Origin of the sequence: Nocardiopsis halotolerans DSM 44410, assembly GCF_000341065.1 — a bacterium.
Classification (GTDB): Bacteria; Actinomycetota; Actinomycetes; order Streptosporangiales; family Streptosporangiaceae; genus Nocardiopsis; species Nocardiopsis halotolerans.
On record NZ_ANAX01000236.1, the window covers coordinates 1 to 15257 of the forward strand.

The 15257-nt window shown below is 71.8% G+C and carries 18 protein-coding genes and 2 pseudogenes; 11 read left to right on the plus strand and 9 right to left on the minus strand.

The window, feature by feature from the left end; genetic code table 11:
• Positions 1-1076: pseudogene (locus tag D455_RS30905) on the plus strand (hypothetical protein); the annotation flags it as partial.
• 10 nt (positions 1077-1086) lie between these two features.
• On the opposite strand, the gene D455_RS0118145 reads toward D455_RS30905, so the two are convergent.
• The 3 genes from D455_RS0118145 to D455_RS0118155 all read right to left on the minus strand — a co-directional run bounded on the left by D455_RS0118145 (position 1087) and on the right by D455_RS0118155 (position 2881).
• Positions 1087-1389, minus strand: a complete 303-nt coding sequence (locus tag D455_RS0118145; protein WP_017572130.1) for a DUF2516 family protein — start codon at positions 1387-1389, stop codon at positions 1087-1089.
• A 179-nt stretch (positions 1390-1568) separates the two neighbouring features.
• Positions 1569-2513: a M56 family metallopeptidase gene (locus D455_RS0118150; RefSeq protein WP_017572131.1), complete on the minus strand. Its 945-nt coding sequence runs from the start codon at positions 2511-2513 to the stop codon at positions 1569-1571.
• Between the two features lie 5 nt (positions 2514-2518).
• Positions 2519-2881 carry a BlaI/MecI/CopY family transcriptional regulator gene (locus D455_RS0118155; protein ID WP_073704769.1) on the minus strand — a complete coding sequence of 121 codons (363 nt, stop codon included), beginning with the start codon at positions 2879-2881 and terminating at the stop codon, positions 2519-2521.
• Between the two features lie 301 nt (positions 2882-3182).
• On the opposite strand from D455_RS0118155, the gene D455_RS0118160 reads away from it, so the two are divergent.
• Complete coding sequence (locus D455_RS0118160; protein WP_017572133.1) at positions 3183-3713, plus strand: O-acetyl-ADP-ribose deacetylase; 531 nt, start codon at positions 3183-3185, stop codon at positions 3711-3713.
• On the opposite strand, the gene D455_RS35475 is transcribed toward D455_RS0118160, so the two are convergent.
• Both D455_RS35475 and D455_RS35480 read right to left on the minus strand, forming a co-directional pair.
• Complete coding sequence (locus tag D455_RS35475; RefSeq protein WP_017572134.1) at positions 3700-3963, minus strand: FAD-binding domain-containing protein; 264 nt, start codon at positions 3961-3963, stop codon at positions 3700-3702. The genes D455_RS0118160 and D455_RS35475 overlap by 14 nt on opposite strands.
• A 71-nt stretch (positions 3964-4034) precedes the next feature.
• Positions 4035-4298, minus strand: a pseudogene (locus D455_RS35480) (deoxyribodipyrimidine photo-lyase); the annotation flags it as partial.
• Positions 4299-4362: 64 nt separating this feature from the next.
• On the opposite strand from D455_RS35480, the gene D455_RS0118170 reads away from it, so the two are divergent.
• From D455_RS0118170 to D455_RS0118190, 5 genes are all read left to right on the plus strand, one after another.
• Positions 4363-5346 (plus strand): YbgA family protein, encoded by a 984-nt coding sequence (locus tag D455_RS0118170; protein WP_051064657.1) that lies wholly within the window; start codon positions 4363-4365, stop codon positions 5344-5346.
• 103 nt (positions 5347-5449) lie between these two features.
• Positions 5450-6445, plus strand: coding sequence for an alpha/beta hydrolase (locus tag D455_RS0118175; RefSeq protein ID WP_017572136.1), 996 nt, complete (start codon positions 5450-5452; stop codon positions 6443-6445).
• Positions 6446-6554: 109 nt separating this feature from the next.
• Entirely contained in the window at positions 6555-7853 is a 1299-nt protein-coding gene (gene mshA, locus D455_RS0118180; protein ID WP_026122746.1) for a D-inositol-3-phosphate glycosyltransferase, read from the plus strand.
• A complete protein-coding gene (locus D455_RS0118185) occupies positions 7844-8389 on the plus strand; it encodes a YbjN domain-containing protein (protein ID WP_017572138.1) in 546 nt (181 codons plus the stop codon). The genes mshA and D455_RS0118185 overlap by 10 nt, the downstream gene beginning before the upstream one ends.
• 81 nt (positions 8390-8470) lie before the next feature.
• Positions 8471-9217: a phosphoglyceromutase gene (locus tag D455_RS0118190; protein WP_017572139.1), complete on the plus strand. Its 747-nt coding sequence runs from the start codon at positions 8471-8473 to the stop codon at positions 9215-9217.
• 121 nt (positions 9218-9338) lie between these two features.
• Here the strand turns inward: D455_RS0118190 and D455_RS0118195 are convergent, their stop codons facing one another.
• Together D455_RS0118195 and D455_RS0118200 are read right to left on the minus strand one after the other, a co-directional pair.
• Positions 9339-9701 carry a DsrE family protein gene (locus D455_RS0118195; RefSeq protein ID WP_026122748.1) on the minus strand — a complete coding sequence of 121 codons (363 nt, stop codon included), beginning with the start codon at positions 9699-9701 and terminating at the stop codon, positions 9339-9341.
• A 14-nt stretch (positions 9702-9715) separates the two neighbouring features.
• Positions 9716-10489 carry a GIDE domain-containing protein gene (locus D455_RS0118200; protein ID WP_017572141.1) on the minus strand — a complete coding sequence of 258 codons (774 nt, stop codon included), beginning with the start codon at positions 10487-10489 and terminating at the stop codon, positions 9716-9718.
• A 193-nt stretch (positions 10490-10682) separates the two neighbouring features.
• Between D455_RS0118200 and D455_RS0118205 the strand changes: the two genes are divergently transcribed.
• The 4 genes from D455_RS0118205 (at position 10683) to D455_RS35490 (ending at position 13463) form a co-directional block, all read left to right on the plus strand.
• Entirely contained in the window at positions 10683-11222 is a 540-nt protein-coding gene (locus D455_RS0118205; RefSeq protein ID WP_017572142.1) for a nitrobindin family protein, read from the plus strand.
• A 320-nt stretch (positions 11223-11542) separates the two neighbouring features.
• Positions 11543-12565 (plus strand): CAF17-like 4Fe-4S cluster assembly/insertion protein YgfZ, encoded by a 1023-nt coding sequence (gene ygfZ, locus D455_RS0118210; protein WP_026122749.1) that lies wholly within the window; start codon positions 11543-11545, stop codon positions 12563-12565.
• 247 nt (positions 12566-12812) lie between these two features.
• Complete coding sequence (locus tag D455_RS35485) at positions 12813-13043, plus strand: type II toxin-antitoxin system RelE/ParE family toxin (RefSeq protein WP_241480274.1); 231 nt, start codon at positions 12813-12815, stop codon at positions 13041-13043.
• Between the two features lie 156 nt (positions 13044-13199).
• Entirely contained in the window at positions 13200-13463 is a 264-nt protein-coding gene (locus D455_RS35490; protein ID WP_017572147.1) for a helix-turn-helix domain-containing protein, read from the plus strand.
• 42 nt (positions 13464-13505) lie between these two features.
• Here the strand turns inward: D455_RS35490 and D455_RS0118230 are convergent, their stop codons facing one another.
• Together D455_RS0118230 and D455_RS0118235 are read right to left on the minus strand one after the other, a co-directional pair.
• Positions 13506-14426 (minus strand): NADP-dependent oxidoreductase, encoded by a 921-nt coding sequence (locus tag D455_RS0118230; RefSeq protein ID WP_017572148.1) that lies wholly within the window; start codon positions 14424-14426, stop codon positions 13506-13508.
• Positions 14427-14541: 115 nt separating this feature from the next.
• The gene (locus D455_RS0118235; protein WP_017572149.1) at positions 14542-15252 is read right to left on the minus strand and encodes a type 1 glutamine amidotransferase; all 711 of its coding nucleotides are present in this window, start codon (positions 15250-15252) and stop codon (positions 14542-14544) included.
• Positions 15253-15257 lie beyond the last annotated feature (5 nt).

Sequence of the window (15257 nt, forward strand, 5' to 3'; positions counted from 1 at the left end):
CGGCCGCCTACTCCTGGCTCCAGGTGGCATTCGCGTTGGAGGCGGTCATCGCGCTGGTCGTGGCGGCGGGGCTCGCCCTGGCGCTGCGCCGCGGCACCCGGGCGCAGCTGCCCAGGGTGACCGAGGACTACGAGCGCAGTGTGCGCGACCGCCGGACCTGGGAGATCGCCCGCGCGCGGGCGGTGGGCCGGATGACCGAGACGCTGCCGTACGTGCTGGCGGCCCTCCTCCTGCCGGTGGTGGCGCTGGGCGCGCTGGTGCTGTACTCGACGCTGGCGGGAGAGCTCGGAGCCGGTCCGACCTCCGCTGCGACGGCCGTTTCGGGTGCGTCGGGGGTGTCCGACGAGGTACGGGAGGCCGTCCGGGGAGTGGTGTCGGTGCTGATCGGCGTCGGGTCGGTGCTGGGGGGCGCGGCCCTGGTGGCGCTGGTGTGGATCGGACGCAGCGCCTACCGCGACAGGCCCACGCGGCAGGCGGTCGGGGCGGTGTGGGACGTGGGCACGTTCTGGCCGCGGGTGGCCCACCCGCTGGCGCCGCCGTCCTACGCGGAGCGGGCCGTACCCCAGCTGTGCGCCCGGGTGGCCCTGATGTGCCGGGAGGGCACGGACGTGGTGCTGTCCGGGCACTCGCAGGGCTCGGTCCTGGCGGCGGCCACGGTGTGGCAGCTGCCCGGCGACTGTCTGGGACGGATGTCGCTGGTCACGCACGGTTCACCGCTGGACCGCCTGTACGCCCGCTACTTCCCCGCCTACTTCGGGCCGGAGGCCTTCACCGACCTGCGCACACGGGTGACGGCCTGGCGCAACCTGTGGCGCCTCACCGACGCGGTTGGCGGACCGGTGCGGACACGGGACGCCTCCGGTGGCCCGGGGGCCACGCGCACCGTGGAGCGGGCCGAACCGCTGCCGGACCCGCGTTCGTACGACGCACTGCCCGGCGAGGCGCAACGGCCGGAGATCCTGGGCCACTCGTACTACACGGGCGATCCCGCCTACTCCGGAGCTCTCAGACGGGTGCTGGACGCCATGGAGGAGGCGGAGGCCCGGCGTGGTGCCGCCGCCGAGGAGGCGGGTTGACCGGGAGGTGTCACCAGGGACCGTAGGGGCCGTTGTTGCCGTTGCCGCCGCCCACGCCCTTGACCGCCGGACGCACGTCCAGCAGGAAGACGAGGGTGGCCACCAGCCCGAGGATGACGAACATGCCGGTTCCGGAGAACACGGCCAGCAGGGAGAGGGCGGTGGCGACACCGGTGAGGATGATCCACAGCTTCTTGGTCTGCTTGTCCATCAGTTCGAAGGCCGCGGCCGGCGTGCGGATCGCCTCGATCAGCGCGTACAGACTGGCCACGAAGGTGGCCAGGTAGATGGCATCCCAGATCAGTCCGAACAAAACGCACACTCCCGACAACGTTTCGAGCGGGTGGTCCGCCCGCTCTCCACCGTAAACGGACGGGACGCGTTGATCGTGCCCGTGGAGGCCGGTGTCACACACCGGAGGGCCGGGGCGGGGTCAGTGGACGGCACGCCGCCCCGGGAGGCGCCGTCCCGCTCCGGAGCGGGCGGGACGGGTCAGAGCGGGATGTGCCAGAGGCAGGTGACCGTGGCCAGCAGGAAGGCGGAACCCCCCATGATGAAGGCGCCCGCGTGGTACGGGAGTTCGTCGTCGGGGCGCAGGAGACGGTTGACCCGCCGCATCACCCCGGGCTCGGCCTCGGGCACGGCCGCCATCGCCCCCGCGGGTACGGGAGCCGGTCCGGCCGCGCCGAAGCGCAGCAGCGCCATGGCCAGTTCGCGGGAGGAGCTCTTGCGCCGGGCCTGGTCGTCCGCGCACATCTCGATGAGCAGCGCGACGCTCTCGTAGTAGGTGCGGACCAGACGGACCCGCGGGAAGGCGCGTTTGAGGGAGGAGAACGGCAGCAGCACCAGGTCGTGGCGCTGGCGCAGGTGGGCGTGCTCATGGGCCAGGACGGCGGCGAGTTCGCGGTTGTCCAGGACCGCGAGGGCTCCGGCGCTGATGACCACCTGGGAGCGGAGCACGCCGGGAAGGCAGTACGCGGCGGCGGCCGGGTGGTCGAGCACACGGGCACCGGGGACGTCGGGGTGCTCGCTGGCGATGAGTTCGAGGAGGTCGTGGTGGCGTCGGCGGACGCGGACCACCTGCACGAAGGAGGAGACCAGACCGTAGAAGAGCACGAGGGTCAGCACGGCCGCCAGGGCCACGGCCACGAGGTGGCCGATCCCCTCCAGGCCCTGGGAGAGCTCGGCGAGGAGCAGGTCTCCGGTGACGATGTCGGAGACCAGCGCCATGACGCCTCCGGCGGCGCCGAGCTGGTAGGAGGACAGCCCGAAGGCCAGCAGCGCGCCGATGGTGGACACGCCCCAGGCGAGGCCGAGCGCCTGCCACGTGATCACGGCCGTGTAGGGCCCCCGCGAGGGCCACTCGGCCCGGTGCAGGGCCGCCATGGCGATGAGGCAGCAGACCGCGACGAGGGTGAGAAGGGCGGCACTGACCATACGGACTAGTTCCTTGGCTGCTCGGTTTCCGCGAGTGCGCGCCGAAGCGCGTCAGCCTGCTCGCCGTCCATGGACTGGACGAAGGCGGCCAGGGCGGCGTCGCGGTCTCCTGTCTGTCCGAGCGCGTCGAACATCAGCTCGGAGACGTATGCCTCACGGCTGGCTGCCGGACGGTAACGCCACGCACGACCCTCACGTGCCCGGGTGACGACCTTCTTCTTGGCGAGCCTGTCGAGCACGGTCATGACGGTCGTGTGCGCCAGGTCGCGTTCGGCGAGAGCCTTGCCGACCTCACGAACCGTCATTGGTTCGTTCCGTGCCCACAGTACATCCATCACCGCGCGTTCGAGTTCGCCAAGCCGATTCATGCCTGTGAGTCTACTTGGGGTCGTACTACCCGTTGTCGTACCCCCAGGTTAAAACCTCATCACCCGCGGGACAAGGGATAACGACCTCCGAGTCAGGGTGGCGCCTCGTCCGCCCCGACGGTCCCGGACACGGGCGCGGGGGCGCCCGTGTCCGGGACCGCGCACCGGGATACGCGGACCGGGGTACGGGAGCCCCGAACACCGTGGAACCGCGGGCCCGGACCACTCGTCCCACGAACAGGAACCCCCGTCTCCCGCCGAGGCGGGGCAGCGGCCGACCACCAACGAACAAGGAAACGCCATGGCCACTCCGAACCACTCCCGGATCTCCGTCGTCCGGGGCGACATCACCGAGCAGAGCGTCGACGCGATCGTCAACGCCGCCAACAGTTCGCTCCTGGGCGGAGGAGGGGTGGACGGCGCCATCCACCGCAAGGGCGGGAAGTCCATCCTGGAGGAGTGCCGCCAGTTGCGCGCCGGGCACTACGGCAAAGGTCTGCCCGTCGGGAACGCGGTGGCCACCACGGCCGGCCGGCTGCCCGCCCGGTGGGTGATCCACACCGTCGGCCCGGTGTACAGCCCCACCCAGGACCAGAGCGCGCTGCTCTCCTCCTGCTACGGCGAGTCCCTGCGGGTCGCGCACGAGCTGGGCGCGGAGTCGATCGCCTTCCCCGCGATCTCCACGGGCGCCTACAGGTGGCCGGTCGCGGACGCGGCGCGTATCGCCGCCTGGGCCATCCACTCGGCGCAGCTGCGTGTGCCGGAGATCCGTCTGGTGCTGTTCGACGACGCGACGTTCCAGGCCTTCCACAGGGCCTTCAACCCGACCTGATCCGTCGTACGGGTTTCAGTGGACGGGGTCCGCGATCGGGAGCGGGTACCCGTGGGGGCGGCCGTTCCTCACGCCAGGGCGTGTGCGCCCTTCTCCCGGGGAGTTCGGCCAGCTCGGGCGGGTAGCGGCGGACGTACTCCCCGTCGGGGTCGAACCGGTGGGCCTGGCACAGCGGGTTGAACGGCCGGTCGGGCCTGGTGTCGTCGCCCGTCCCCGCGCCCCACTGCCAGTTGCCGTGGTCGTCGGCCACGTCCCCGTCCACGAGGTGGGCGTGGAAGTGGTCGGCGCCGGTGGCCCGGCCGGGGCGAGGACCTCCCCGACCGTGTCGCCCCGGCGGAGGACCAGGCCGCCACCGCGTTCGCGCAGGGTGCTCCGCAGGTCGGCGAGGGCGCCGGAGGGGAGGGCGAAGCGGTTGCGCGCGGACCGCTCGGCCACGGCGGGACCGAGTGCGAACACCGGCGGGGCCGGACCGGGGCGTTCGGCCGCGGCGGCCAGGGCCGGATGATCGTGGACACGGAGGTCCTGCGTGAACAGGACGACGGTGGCCGGTCGCCAAGCGACACTCCCATCACCGTGAGTAATCAAACGAACGCCCCACTGCCTCCGCGGAAACCCGGTGCGGGCGCCGACGGCGGGGTAGGAAGGGCGTATGGCACCAGGTCATCGCCCCACAGCCGTTCCCGAGGTCCGCCCCCGGGTCGGAGTGTCCAGCTGCCTCCTCGGCGCTCCGGTCCGCTACAACGGCGGGCACTCCCGTTCGCGGTTCCTCACCGACGAACTCGACCACCACGTGGACTGGCTGCCGGTCTGCCCGGAGGCGGAGATCGGCCTGGGCGTCCCGCGTCCGACCCTGCGCCTCCAGCGCCGTGAGGAGCGCGACCGGGTGGTCTCCAGCGCGGACGGGGCCGACCACACCGAGGAACTGGCCGAGGTGGCCGACCACCACCTGGCCCAGCTGCGGGCCCTGGACGGGTACGTCCTCAAGAACAAGTCGCCCAGTTGCGGCCTCCTCGCCCTGCCGGTGTTCGACGACAACGGAGACCGGGTGGACGGGAGGGGGCGTGGCGCGTTCGCCCGGCGGCTCACCGAACTGCTGCCCACCCTCCCCGTGGAGGAACAGGGCCGCCTGACGGACCCGGTACTGCGTGAGCTGTTCGTGCAGCGCGTCTTCGCCCACGCGCGCCTCCGGCGGCTGTGGGAGTCCGACTGGCTCCCGCGCGACCTGGTGGCGTTCCACACCCGGCACAAACTCCAGCTGATGTCGCACTCCCCCGAGGGCTACCGGGAGACGGGCAGGATCGTGGCACGCACGGGGAGCGGCGACCCGGACGAGGTCCGGGCGACGTACACGGAGGCGTTCCACCGGGTGATGGCCGTGCGACCGAGCCGCGGCAAACACGTCAACGCCCTCCAGCACGCCTTCGGCATGCTGAGTCCGCTGCTGGACGACACCCGCAGACACGACCTGCTGGCGGCGATCGAGGACTACCGGCACGAGCGGGCGCCGCTGAGCGTCCCCGTGGCCCTGCTGCGCCACCACTGCGCCGCGGAGGACGTCGAGTGGACCCGGGACCAGACCTACCTGCGGCCCTACCCGGACGACCTGCGGCTGCGGCACGCGGTCCCGGTCTGAGCCTCCGGAGAACACACCAGAGACCGAACACACATAATCGACTACACTGGGTGACGATCCTGGTTCTCGGCAGGATGCCGGCTACCCGACCCGAGGTTTCGGTGTGTTCACGAACTTCTCCCGGCGGGCCCTCGTACTCGTCTCCTCCTGCGTGGTCACCGCGGCCGCCGCGGCACTGGCCGCGGTCCCGCCCGAGGGGCTGACGGAGCGGCTCGTCTCCCACCTCACCGTCCCCCAACCCCAGTTGGCCCACAACCGGATGCGGTTCCCGCCGCCCCGGGAGGCGCCCGCCCCCGTACCCATCCCCCGGCCGGGACAGGTCGCGGTCTGCGACGAACCCGGCGGGAACGAGATCATCACCCTGCCCGACACCGGCGCCCCCGAGGGCGGCCGTCCCGTGTGGATCCGCCGCCCGCCCGGCCCCGACAGCGCCGACCTGCCCGTGCTCTACCTGCTGCACGGGTCCGCCTCCACACACCGGACCCTCATGGAGGAGGACATCGGCGAACTCATGGACCGGCAGATGTGCCGCTCCGGGATCGAGTTCGTCATAGCCGCCCCCTACGGCCAGGAGACCGGGGGCGCCACCACCGAGTGGGGCGACGCCGCCGACGGACGGTTCGCGTTGGAGAGTTTCGTCACCGGGGAGGTCGTGGAGGCCGTGGAGGGGGAACACGTACGTCCCCGCACGCTGCGCGCCGTCGGCGGGTTCTCCATGGGCGGGTACGGGGCGGCGGCCCTGGCGCTGCGCAACCCCGGTCTCTACGCCCAGGTCGTGTCGTGGGCGGGGTACTTCCGGGTGGACGACCCTGACGGTGTCTTCGGCGACGACACCGCGCCCCACTCCCCTGACCGGCTGCTCGACTCCGAGGAGGTGCGCGACATCAGGTTCGTGCTGGTGGAGGGCACCGAGGACCACACCCCGCTCCAGAGGGGCAGCATCCACGGAGAGGCCGCGCGCTTCGCCGACCTGCTCTCCGAACGCGATATGACGGTCACCACCCTCCACCCGCACGGAGGCCACGACTTCGCCACCTGGAAACGCACCTTCCCCGAGGCCGTGGACTTCCTGGCGTCCGGCTGGACCTCCACCCCGTAGGACGGCGCCCCTCAACCCCGGACCCTCGAACGAACCGGTGAGGAACAGTGTGTACCTTCGTCGCTGTTGACGACAGCGGCTGTACACACGACCTGAAGGGACCCGTCCGGTGTCTGGAATCGTTCCCGTGGGAGAACAGGCGGCGGTCCCCTCCCGGGTCGCGACCGTCAGTCTGCACACCTCCCCGCTCGACCAGCCCGGTACCGGGGACGCCGGGGGCATGAACGTGTACGTGGTCGAGGTGGCCCGGCGCATGGCCGAGCGCGGCGTGGCCGTGGACGTGTTCACCCGCGCGACCCGGCCCGACCTGCCCCCGGTGGTGGAGCTCGCCCCGGGCGTGAACGTACGGCACGTGCCCGCCGGCCCCTACGGCCACCTGGACAAGAACACCCTCGCCGAACACCTGTGTCCGTTCGTCTTCGGGATGTTGCGTGCCGAGGCCCGGAGCGAACCCGGCCACTACGACCTCGTGCACGGCCACTACTGGCTGTCCGGACAGGCCGGTGTGATGGCCGCCCGCCGTTGGGGCGTGCCCCTGATCCAGTCCATGCACACCATGGCGCGGGTGAAGAACGCCGCCCTGGCCGAGGGTGACGAGCCCGAGCCCGAGGCGCGGGTGCGCGGCGAGGACCAGTTGGTCCGCCAGGCCGACCAGCTCATCGCCAACACCGACGACGAGGCCCGTCAGCTGAGGAGCCACTACGGTGCCCGCGAGGGCCAGATCAGCGTCATCCCTCCCGGCGTGGACCTGGAGGTGTTCAGCCCGGGTTCGCGCCTGGACGCGCTGGCGCGGATCGGGCTTCCCTCTGACACCGAACTCCTGTTGTTCGTGGGGCGCGTGCAGAGGTTGAAGGCCCCCGACGTGCTCATCCGGGCCGCCGCCGCACTCCTGGAACGCGATCCCTCGCTGCGTTCGCGCCTGGTGGTCGGCGTGGTCGGCGGCCTGTCCGGCGGCGGGATGCGCGAACCCCGGCTGCTCACCGACCTGGCCCGTTCCCTGGGTGTGGCGGACGTGGTGCGGATCGAACCGCCGCAGAGCCGCGAACGGCTGGCCGACTACTACCGTGCGGCCGCGGTGACGGTGGTTCCCTCCTACTCGGAGTCGTTCGGCCTGGTCGCGGTGGAGTCGCAGGCGTGCGGTACCCCGGTGGTGGCCGCACGCGTGGGCGGGCTGACCACGGCCGTGGCGGACGGGGTGTCCGGCGTGCTGGTGCGGGGGCACAACCCGGACGACTACGCGGCCGAGCTGCACCGGATGATCACCGAACCGGCGTGGCGTGCGAAGCTGGCGATGGCGGCACCCGGACACGCCGCCACCCTGGGCTGGTCGCGCACCGTCGACGAACTGCTGGACGTGTACCGCGCGAGTACCGCGCCGCGCGCGCTGCCGTTGGCGGCGTGCCGGTGACCGAGGAGGAGGGGACGTACGAGGTGGACAGGGAGACGGCGCGCGAGGCCGCGGCCAAGGCGATCACCGCCGCCGTGGCGGAGTCCGGGCTGGACGTGGAACGTCCCCGCGAGGGGTCGTTCCTGGTCACGCTGCCCGGAAAGGCCAAGCTCAAGACCCTCGTGTGGTTGGAGGTGGGGCCGCACAGCCTCACCCTGACGTCGTTCTTCTGCCGTCAACCGGATGAGAACCACGCCGACTTCTACCTGTGGCTGATGCGCCGGAACGCGGACATGTACGGGATGGCGTTCGTCGCGGACGAGGTCGGCGACGTGTACATCCGCGGCCGACTGCCGCTGGAGGGCGTCACCTCCGACGAGGTCGACCGCCTGCTGGGGTGCGTGCTCACCTACTCGGACGAGAACTTCAACGGCGCTCTGGAGCGGGGGTTCGCCTCGGCGATCCGCAAGGAGTGGCGGTGGCGTGCCGAGCGCGGCCACGACATGCGCAACCTGGGCGCCTTCGCGCACCTGGTCGAGCCGGGGAACGAGGGGTAGGGCGAGGAACCCGCGTTCGCGCACCCGCGAGGCGCCGGGCGGGCTCCCGGGCACGGCGCCCGGGTGGCTAGGCTTGCCCCCATGGGAACTCTGGTACTGCTGCGACACGGTGAGAGTGTCTGGAACGCGAAGGGCCTGTTCACCGGTTGGGTGGACGTCGACCTCTCCGCGACGGGCGAGGAGGAGGCCCGTCGGGGCGGTGAACTGCTCAGGGAGGCCGACGTACGGCCGGACGTGGTCCACACCTCCCTCCTCAAGCGCGCCATCCGCACCGCGAACCTCGCCATGGACACCGCCGACCTGCACTGGCTGCCGGTCGAGCGCACCTGGCGCCTCAACGAGCGCCACTACGGTGCGCTCCAGGGCAAGGACAAGGCGCAGACGCGCGAGGAGTACGGCGAAGAGCAGTTCATGATCTGGCGCCGCTCCTACGACACCCCGCCGCCGCCCATCGCGGACGACGACACCTACTCACAGTTCGGTGACGCCCGCTACGGCGAGCTGCCGCCGGAGCTGCTGCCGCGCACCGAATGCCTCAAGGACGTGCTGGAGCGCGCCCTGCCGTACTGGTACGACTCGATCGTGCCGGACCTGGCCGCGGGCAGGACCGTTCTGGTGGCCGCGCACGGGAACTCGCTGCGCGCGCTGGTCAAGCACCTGGACGGCGTCAGCGACGCCGACATCGCCGGGCTGAACATCCCGACGGGCATCCCGCTGCGGTACGACCTGGACGACGACTTCAGGCCGACCAACCCGGGGGGTACCTACCTCGACCCGGAGGCCGCCAAGTCCGCCATCGAGGCCGTCGCCAACCAGGGCAGGAAGTAGCGCCCGCCCGATCCGCTCTCGTGCCCGCGCCGCCTCCGGTGGCGCGGGTACGCCGCTTTCCGAGGCCGCGGGGAGGGGCCGCGCCAGAGCCGCCCGGGCTTGTGGACCCGGGGTCCCCGCCTCAGTAGACGAGGGCCTGTGCGCCCTCCTGGACGGTCTCCTCGACGAAGGTCGGCGCCCCGGCGACGCGCACCCCGTCGACGAGGTCGTCCTGGGTGAGGTCGCGACGCGCGGCGCACTGGGTGCACACCGTCACCCGTCCCGCGGCGAGCACCGCGTCGAGGAGGTCCTTGAGGGGAGCCGCGTGCGGGAGGGAGAACCCCTCGGCCCGGCCGGGGACGGCGAACCACGCCGACTCCCCGGTCAGCCAGAGAGACACCCCGACACCACTGGCCAGAGCCGCGGCGGCCACCGTGAACGCCTGGTTGCACCGCTCGGGATCGTCCTCCCCGGCGGTGACCTTGATCACCAAGGAACGAGACATGGCCGCCAGCCTACTCAGAGCGCGGCCGCGGTCAGAACGGCACCCGCGATCGAGCAGACCGCGAGAGCGACGGTGAGCGCCAGCGCCTCGGTGCGGCGCGGGGAGACGCGCACCGGCTGGTCGTCCACGCCGTGCTCGACGCTGAGAGTCCCGCCCTCGGGGGCGGCCAGGACCACACGGCCGTCGCGGACCTGGACCCGGCCCGTGACGCGGATCCGGGAGCCGGCACGGATCACCCACTCGCGGTACTCGAACTCGATGGTCTCGCCCCGGAAGACGCCCGAGATCCGGCCGCGTACGCGGGGAAGCAGATCGTCGGCGGGTGAGGCCACACCCGGCTGCGGGCGTCCCACCACACGCTTCAGGCACAGTTCGGTTCCCCGGGGCTCGGCGTCGCCGGGATCGACGAAGACCCGCTGGGCGTCTTCGGGGCGGCCCTCGGCCACGATCCCGAACAGGTCGTCGCAGGCGTAGTCGGCGATGGAGTCGCAGGCGCGTTCGCGGACCGCGCCCTCCACGGGGTCGCGGTTGAGCGGCCAGTAGTGGCGCAGCACCTCGTGACCGTGCCAGACGCACTCCGCCCCGGCCAGGCCGGAGGAGAGGGGCCCCTCGGGGCCGGGCGCGGCGACGCCGGTGAGCGTGACGCGCTGTCCCTCCCTGGCCGCCAGAGCCCCCGGGCGCAGTTGGGCCAGTGCCCGCTGGCGCAGCCAGCGCCGCAGCGCGATCACGGTCAGGGGGAGGAGGACCACCGCGGCCACGAGCAGCGCCGAACCGATCACCAGTAACACAGGTCGCCCCTTTGGAGAATGCGTCGGAGGTCTACGACGCGGCTGGCGTAACGCCCCCGTGGCCACACCGCGTTGCTGACAATCTTTACCAGTTCTCCGGGAAAGCGGGGCCAATTGGGCATGTCCAGACCGGGGCGCGCGAGTGGCGGGGGCCCCGNNCCGTCACCCCTCCACCGCCGCTACGCTCGGGGGCATGGACGCTGAGGTACACCCCGATCTGGCGAAACTGTCCTTCCTGCTCGGCCGTTGGGAGGGCGTCGGAGTCGCCGGTTACGCCGACGTGGAGGAGTTCCAGTTCGGCCAGGAGATCGAGTTCGCGCACACGGCGGGTCTGCCGTACCTGACCTTCACGAGTCGGGCCTGGCGGATGAACCCGGAGGGTGAGCGGGGCGAGCTGGTCACCGAGGAGTCGGGGTACTGGCGTGCGCGCCCCGAGTCCTCCACGACCGAGCGCGGGAAGGACGAGCCGATCGTGCACCTGGAGGCGCTGATCGTGCACCCCGAGGGCTTCACCGAGGTCTACCTGGGCAACGTGTTCGCGAACCGGGTGGAGATGTCCACCGACGCGGTGGTGCACACCGAGACCGGGATCGACGCGACCGCCTCACACCGGCTGTACGGCCTGTTCGGCGACAACCGGGAGACGCTGGGGTACGCCTGGGACCTGGCCGCGCGCGGCCACGGCCTGCGCTCGTACATGTCGGCGCAGCTCAAGCAGGTCGACACGCCGTAACCGGGGGTGCCCCGGACAGGGGCAGACCCCGGGCTGCTCCCGCCGCGGGGGCGGGGCCGGTCGGACGAGTTCCGGCGGCCCGGGGTCCGGGTGTCCGTCTGGGATTCGCTGCGAACGACGTCGCGCGAACGCGAGCGTCGTCCTAGCGGACGGCCACCTCGCCAGTCCTAAGATCAACCATTTCTTGGACCACCTCCTTTCTTGCGTGCCACCGACGTTACGCCCCGCCCGACCGGTGGGGCAAATGTTTTTTCTGTGCGCGAAATCGCAGGTCAGAGGGGCGTTTCCACTCCTCTGGCAGGGCGGCTAGTCTCGGCGGTATGACTTCGCCGCTGCTGAGCACACCGGGCGCCGTGAGCGCCGAGTCCCCCGACTCCGGAGTCGCCGCGCACTACGGCGATCCCGCACACGAGGGGCGCGCCCTCGAACGTTCGAGCGTGTGGGTCGACCGGAGCAACCGGGGCGTGGTGCGGGTGACCGGACCCGACCGCCTCAACTGGCTCAACGACCTCACCAGCCAGCTGACCCGGAACCTGGCCCCGGGGACCGCCACCGAGGCGCTCGTCCTGGACACCCGGGGCCACCTGCGCCACCACATGTCCCTGCTGGACGACGGCGAGGCCACCTGGATCCACACCGAGCCCGGCGGCGGCCCGGAGCTGGCGAAGTTCCTGGACTCGATGCGCTTCATGCTGCGTGTGGAGGTGGAGGACCTGAGCGGGTCCCGTGCGGTGCTGAGCGTGCTCGGTCCGGACCGTGCCGGGGTCGTCGGGGCCGCGTCGCTCGGCGACGTGCCCGCGCGTGCGGCGGAGGGCGAGACCGACCTGTTCCTGCCCTCCGAGCGGCTCACCGAGGCGGCCGAGGCGCTCACGTCGGCCGGAGCCCGTCCCGCGGGCATGTGGGCCTACGAGGCGAACCGGATCGCCGAGCACCGGGTCCGCCCGGGGCTGGACACCGACGAGCGCACCATCCCGCACGAGGTGGACTGGGTGGGCCGTGCGGTGCACCTGGAGAAGGGCTGCTACCCGGGTCAGGAGACGGTGGCGCGGGTGCACAACCTGGGCCGCCCGCCGCGCCGTCTGGTGATGCTGCACCTGGACGGCACCGCCGAGCGCCTGCCGGAGGTGGGCTCCCCGATCGAGCTGGACGGACGCGCCGTGGGCCGGGTGGGCACCTCGGCCCGCCACCACGAGCTGGGGCCGATCGCCCTGGGGGTGGTCAAGCGCGCTGCGCCCACCGATGCGGAGCTGGTCGTGGACGGCATCGCCGCCGGTCAGGAGGTCGTGGTGGACCCGGAGACCGGTGCCAACGCGAAGATCGAACTGCGTCGCCGACCCCGCTGACAGCGGTTCGAGGAGACCACACCCGGCGGGCAGGGGCCCGGTAACGGCAGAAGCCGGGACTTCAGCCGTTCCACCCCGCTGTGCATAAGGGAAGCATGGTGTTCTCCCGTATGTGGGAGATCTTCACGCTGGAGCCCGTCGAGGAGTGGTTGCTCAGGACCACGCAGGACGATCCGGTCACGGCAAGGCCGGTTCCGAACGCTCTGGAACATCCGCGAGCCAGGGCCCTCAGGTAGGTCGTCCTCTCGTGGGCCGGACCAAGGGCGGTCGGATACACAACCTCAAGGAGCTCCGCCCAGGCTCTTCGGGAAACACCGAGGTCCGCATGCTCTTCGTCCTCGATCCGGCTCGACAGGCGGTGTTCCTGGTGGCGGGTGACGAGTCCGGGCAACGGAACGAGTGGTACCAGAAGAACGTCCCGGTCGCGGAGCGACGCTATCTGGGATACCTGCGGCAGCGAGAGGACGAACAGGCATGACAGCGCGTAGTCGGCGGGAGATCCAGGCGGAGTCCGAGAAGCTCAACCCCTGGTTCGCCTCCGAAGAGGCTCAGGTGGTCTTCGACGAGGAGACGGCACGCATCCGAGGCTGAGCGCCAGGGTTACGCGCTCTCCTCCCTCCGCGAGGAGAGCGGGATGACCCAGAAGGAGGTCGCCAAGGCCATGGAGGTGAGCCCGGCCAGGATCTCCCAGATCGAACACGGGCAGATCGACGGCCTGGAACTGCTGCGGTCCCACATCAGCGCCATCGGCGGCGAACTACACCTGCGGGTCGACCAGGGCCCGCTGAGCGTCATCCTCGACGTTCCCGGAAGCAGGGCCGCGACGACCTCCACGCCCGCGGAGACGGCGGAGACGACCGACACCTCCACGAAGGAGCGCGACGCCGCGTGGCGCTGAGGACCCGGCCGGTCGGCCGGGCCCTCAGCGCTCCGGGGGCGATCAGACGGTGAGGACGATCTTGCCCCGGGTGCGGCCGGTCTGGCTCAGGCGCCAGGCCTCGGCCGCCTCGGCGAGCGGGAACTCTCGGTCCACGTGCACGGTGAGCTTCCCGTCGTCGGCCAGCCGGGCCAGCTCGCCGAGGCCCTCCGAGTCCGGACGCACCCAGAGCCAGTGGCCGCCCCGCTCCTGGATGTCCGCGTCGGCGATGGAGACGACCCGCTCGGGACCGCTCACCAGGGACAGCGACTCCCCGGCCACTCCCCCGCCGACGAAGTCGAGCACCGCGTCGACGCCCTCCGGCGCCAGGGACCGGACGCGGTCGTTGAGCCCGTCCCCGTAGACCACCGGCTCGGCGCCCAGGGAACGCAGGAAGTCGTGGTTGCGCTCGCTGGCGGTACCGATGACGCGGGCGCCCCTGGCCACGGCGATCTGGACGCCGAACGATCCGACGCCACCGGACGCGGCGTGGACGAGCACGGTGTCACCCGAGCCGATCCGCGCACGCTCGACGGACTGGTGGGCGGTGAGCCCCGCGAGCGGAACCCCCGCGGCCTCCTGCCAGCTCAGCGATCGCGGCTTGGGAGCGAGCATGCGCACGTTGGCCGACACGAGCTCGGCGTAGGAGCCGTTCTTGGCCCAGTCCTTGCGGACGTACCCGTAGACCTCGTCCCCGACCTGGTACTCGGGCGCGTCGGGCCCGATCGCCTCGACGACACCGGCGACGTCCCATCCGGGGATGAGCGGGAAACCCGCCTCCATGATGGGGTCGAGCCCACCCGCGGCGAGCTTCCAGTCCACCGGGTTGACCCCGGCCGCCCTCACCCGGACCAGGACCTCGCTCGGCGCGACCTTGGGATCGGGAAGCTCCGTCAGGGACAGGTCGTCCGCGGATCCGTACTGCTGTAGTGCGATTGCCTTCATGTACGCGACAGCAGAGGCTCCGCGCGGTTCATTCCACGACACGCCCGTGTCGTGGGAAACGACACGGGGCCCGGTGGGACGTGCCCCCCGGACCCCGGACGCGGTCGGTTGCCCGTCAGCGCAGGGCGGCGGCCAGGCGCTCCTCGTGCAGCCGCTCCCCCCAGGCGGGGGCGAGCGGGGGCAGCTGGCCCACGCGCCAGCGCAGCAGCAGGTCGGCCAGCTCCGGGTTGCGGGGCAGGGCCGGACCGTGCAGGTAGGTGCCCAACACCTGGCCCTGGTAGGCGCCCTCGGTGTGGTCGTCGTTGCCGATGCCGCGCACCGTGGTGGACAGCGGACGGGCCGAGGGGCCGATGGCCGTACGGCCCTGGTGGTTCTCGAAGCCGGTGATCCGGCCCACGCCCAGGGCGGGGTCCACGTCCGCGACGATCTCACCGACGGCGCGGGTCTGTCCGCGCCCGCTGCGGATGTCGAGGATGCCCACGCCCGGAAGCGGGTTGGCCTCGTCGTCCCCGTAGGACTCGCCGATGATCTGGTACCCGGCGCACACCGCGAACACGCAGGCGCCGCGCGCGGCGGCGCGGGCCAGGCCGCCGTCGGCGCGCAGGCGCTCGGCCGCCAGGATCTGCGGCCGGTCCTCGCCGCCGCCGAGCAGGTAGATGTCGCCCTGCTCGGGCACGGGGTCGCTGGAGTGGACGTGCACGATCTCGACGGGGATGCCGCGGAGTTCGGCACGGCGTTTGAGGATCAGGACGTTGCCCTGGTCGCCGTAGGTGCTGAGCAGATCGGGGTAGATCCACACGATCCGCAGGGCGTTGGTGTTCGTCATGAGTT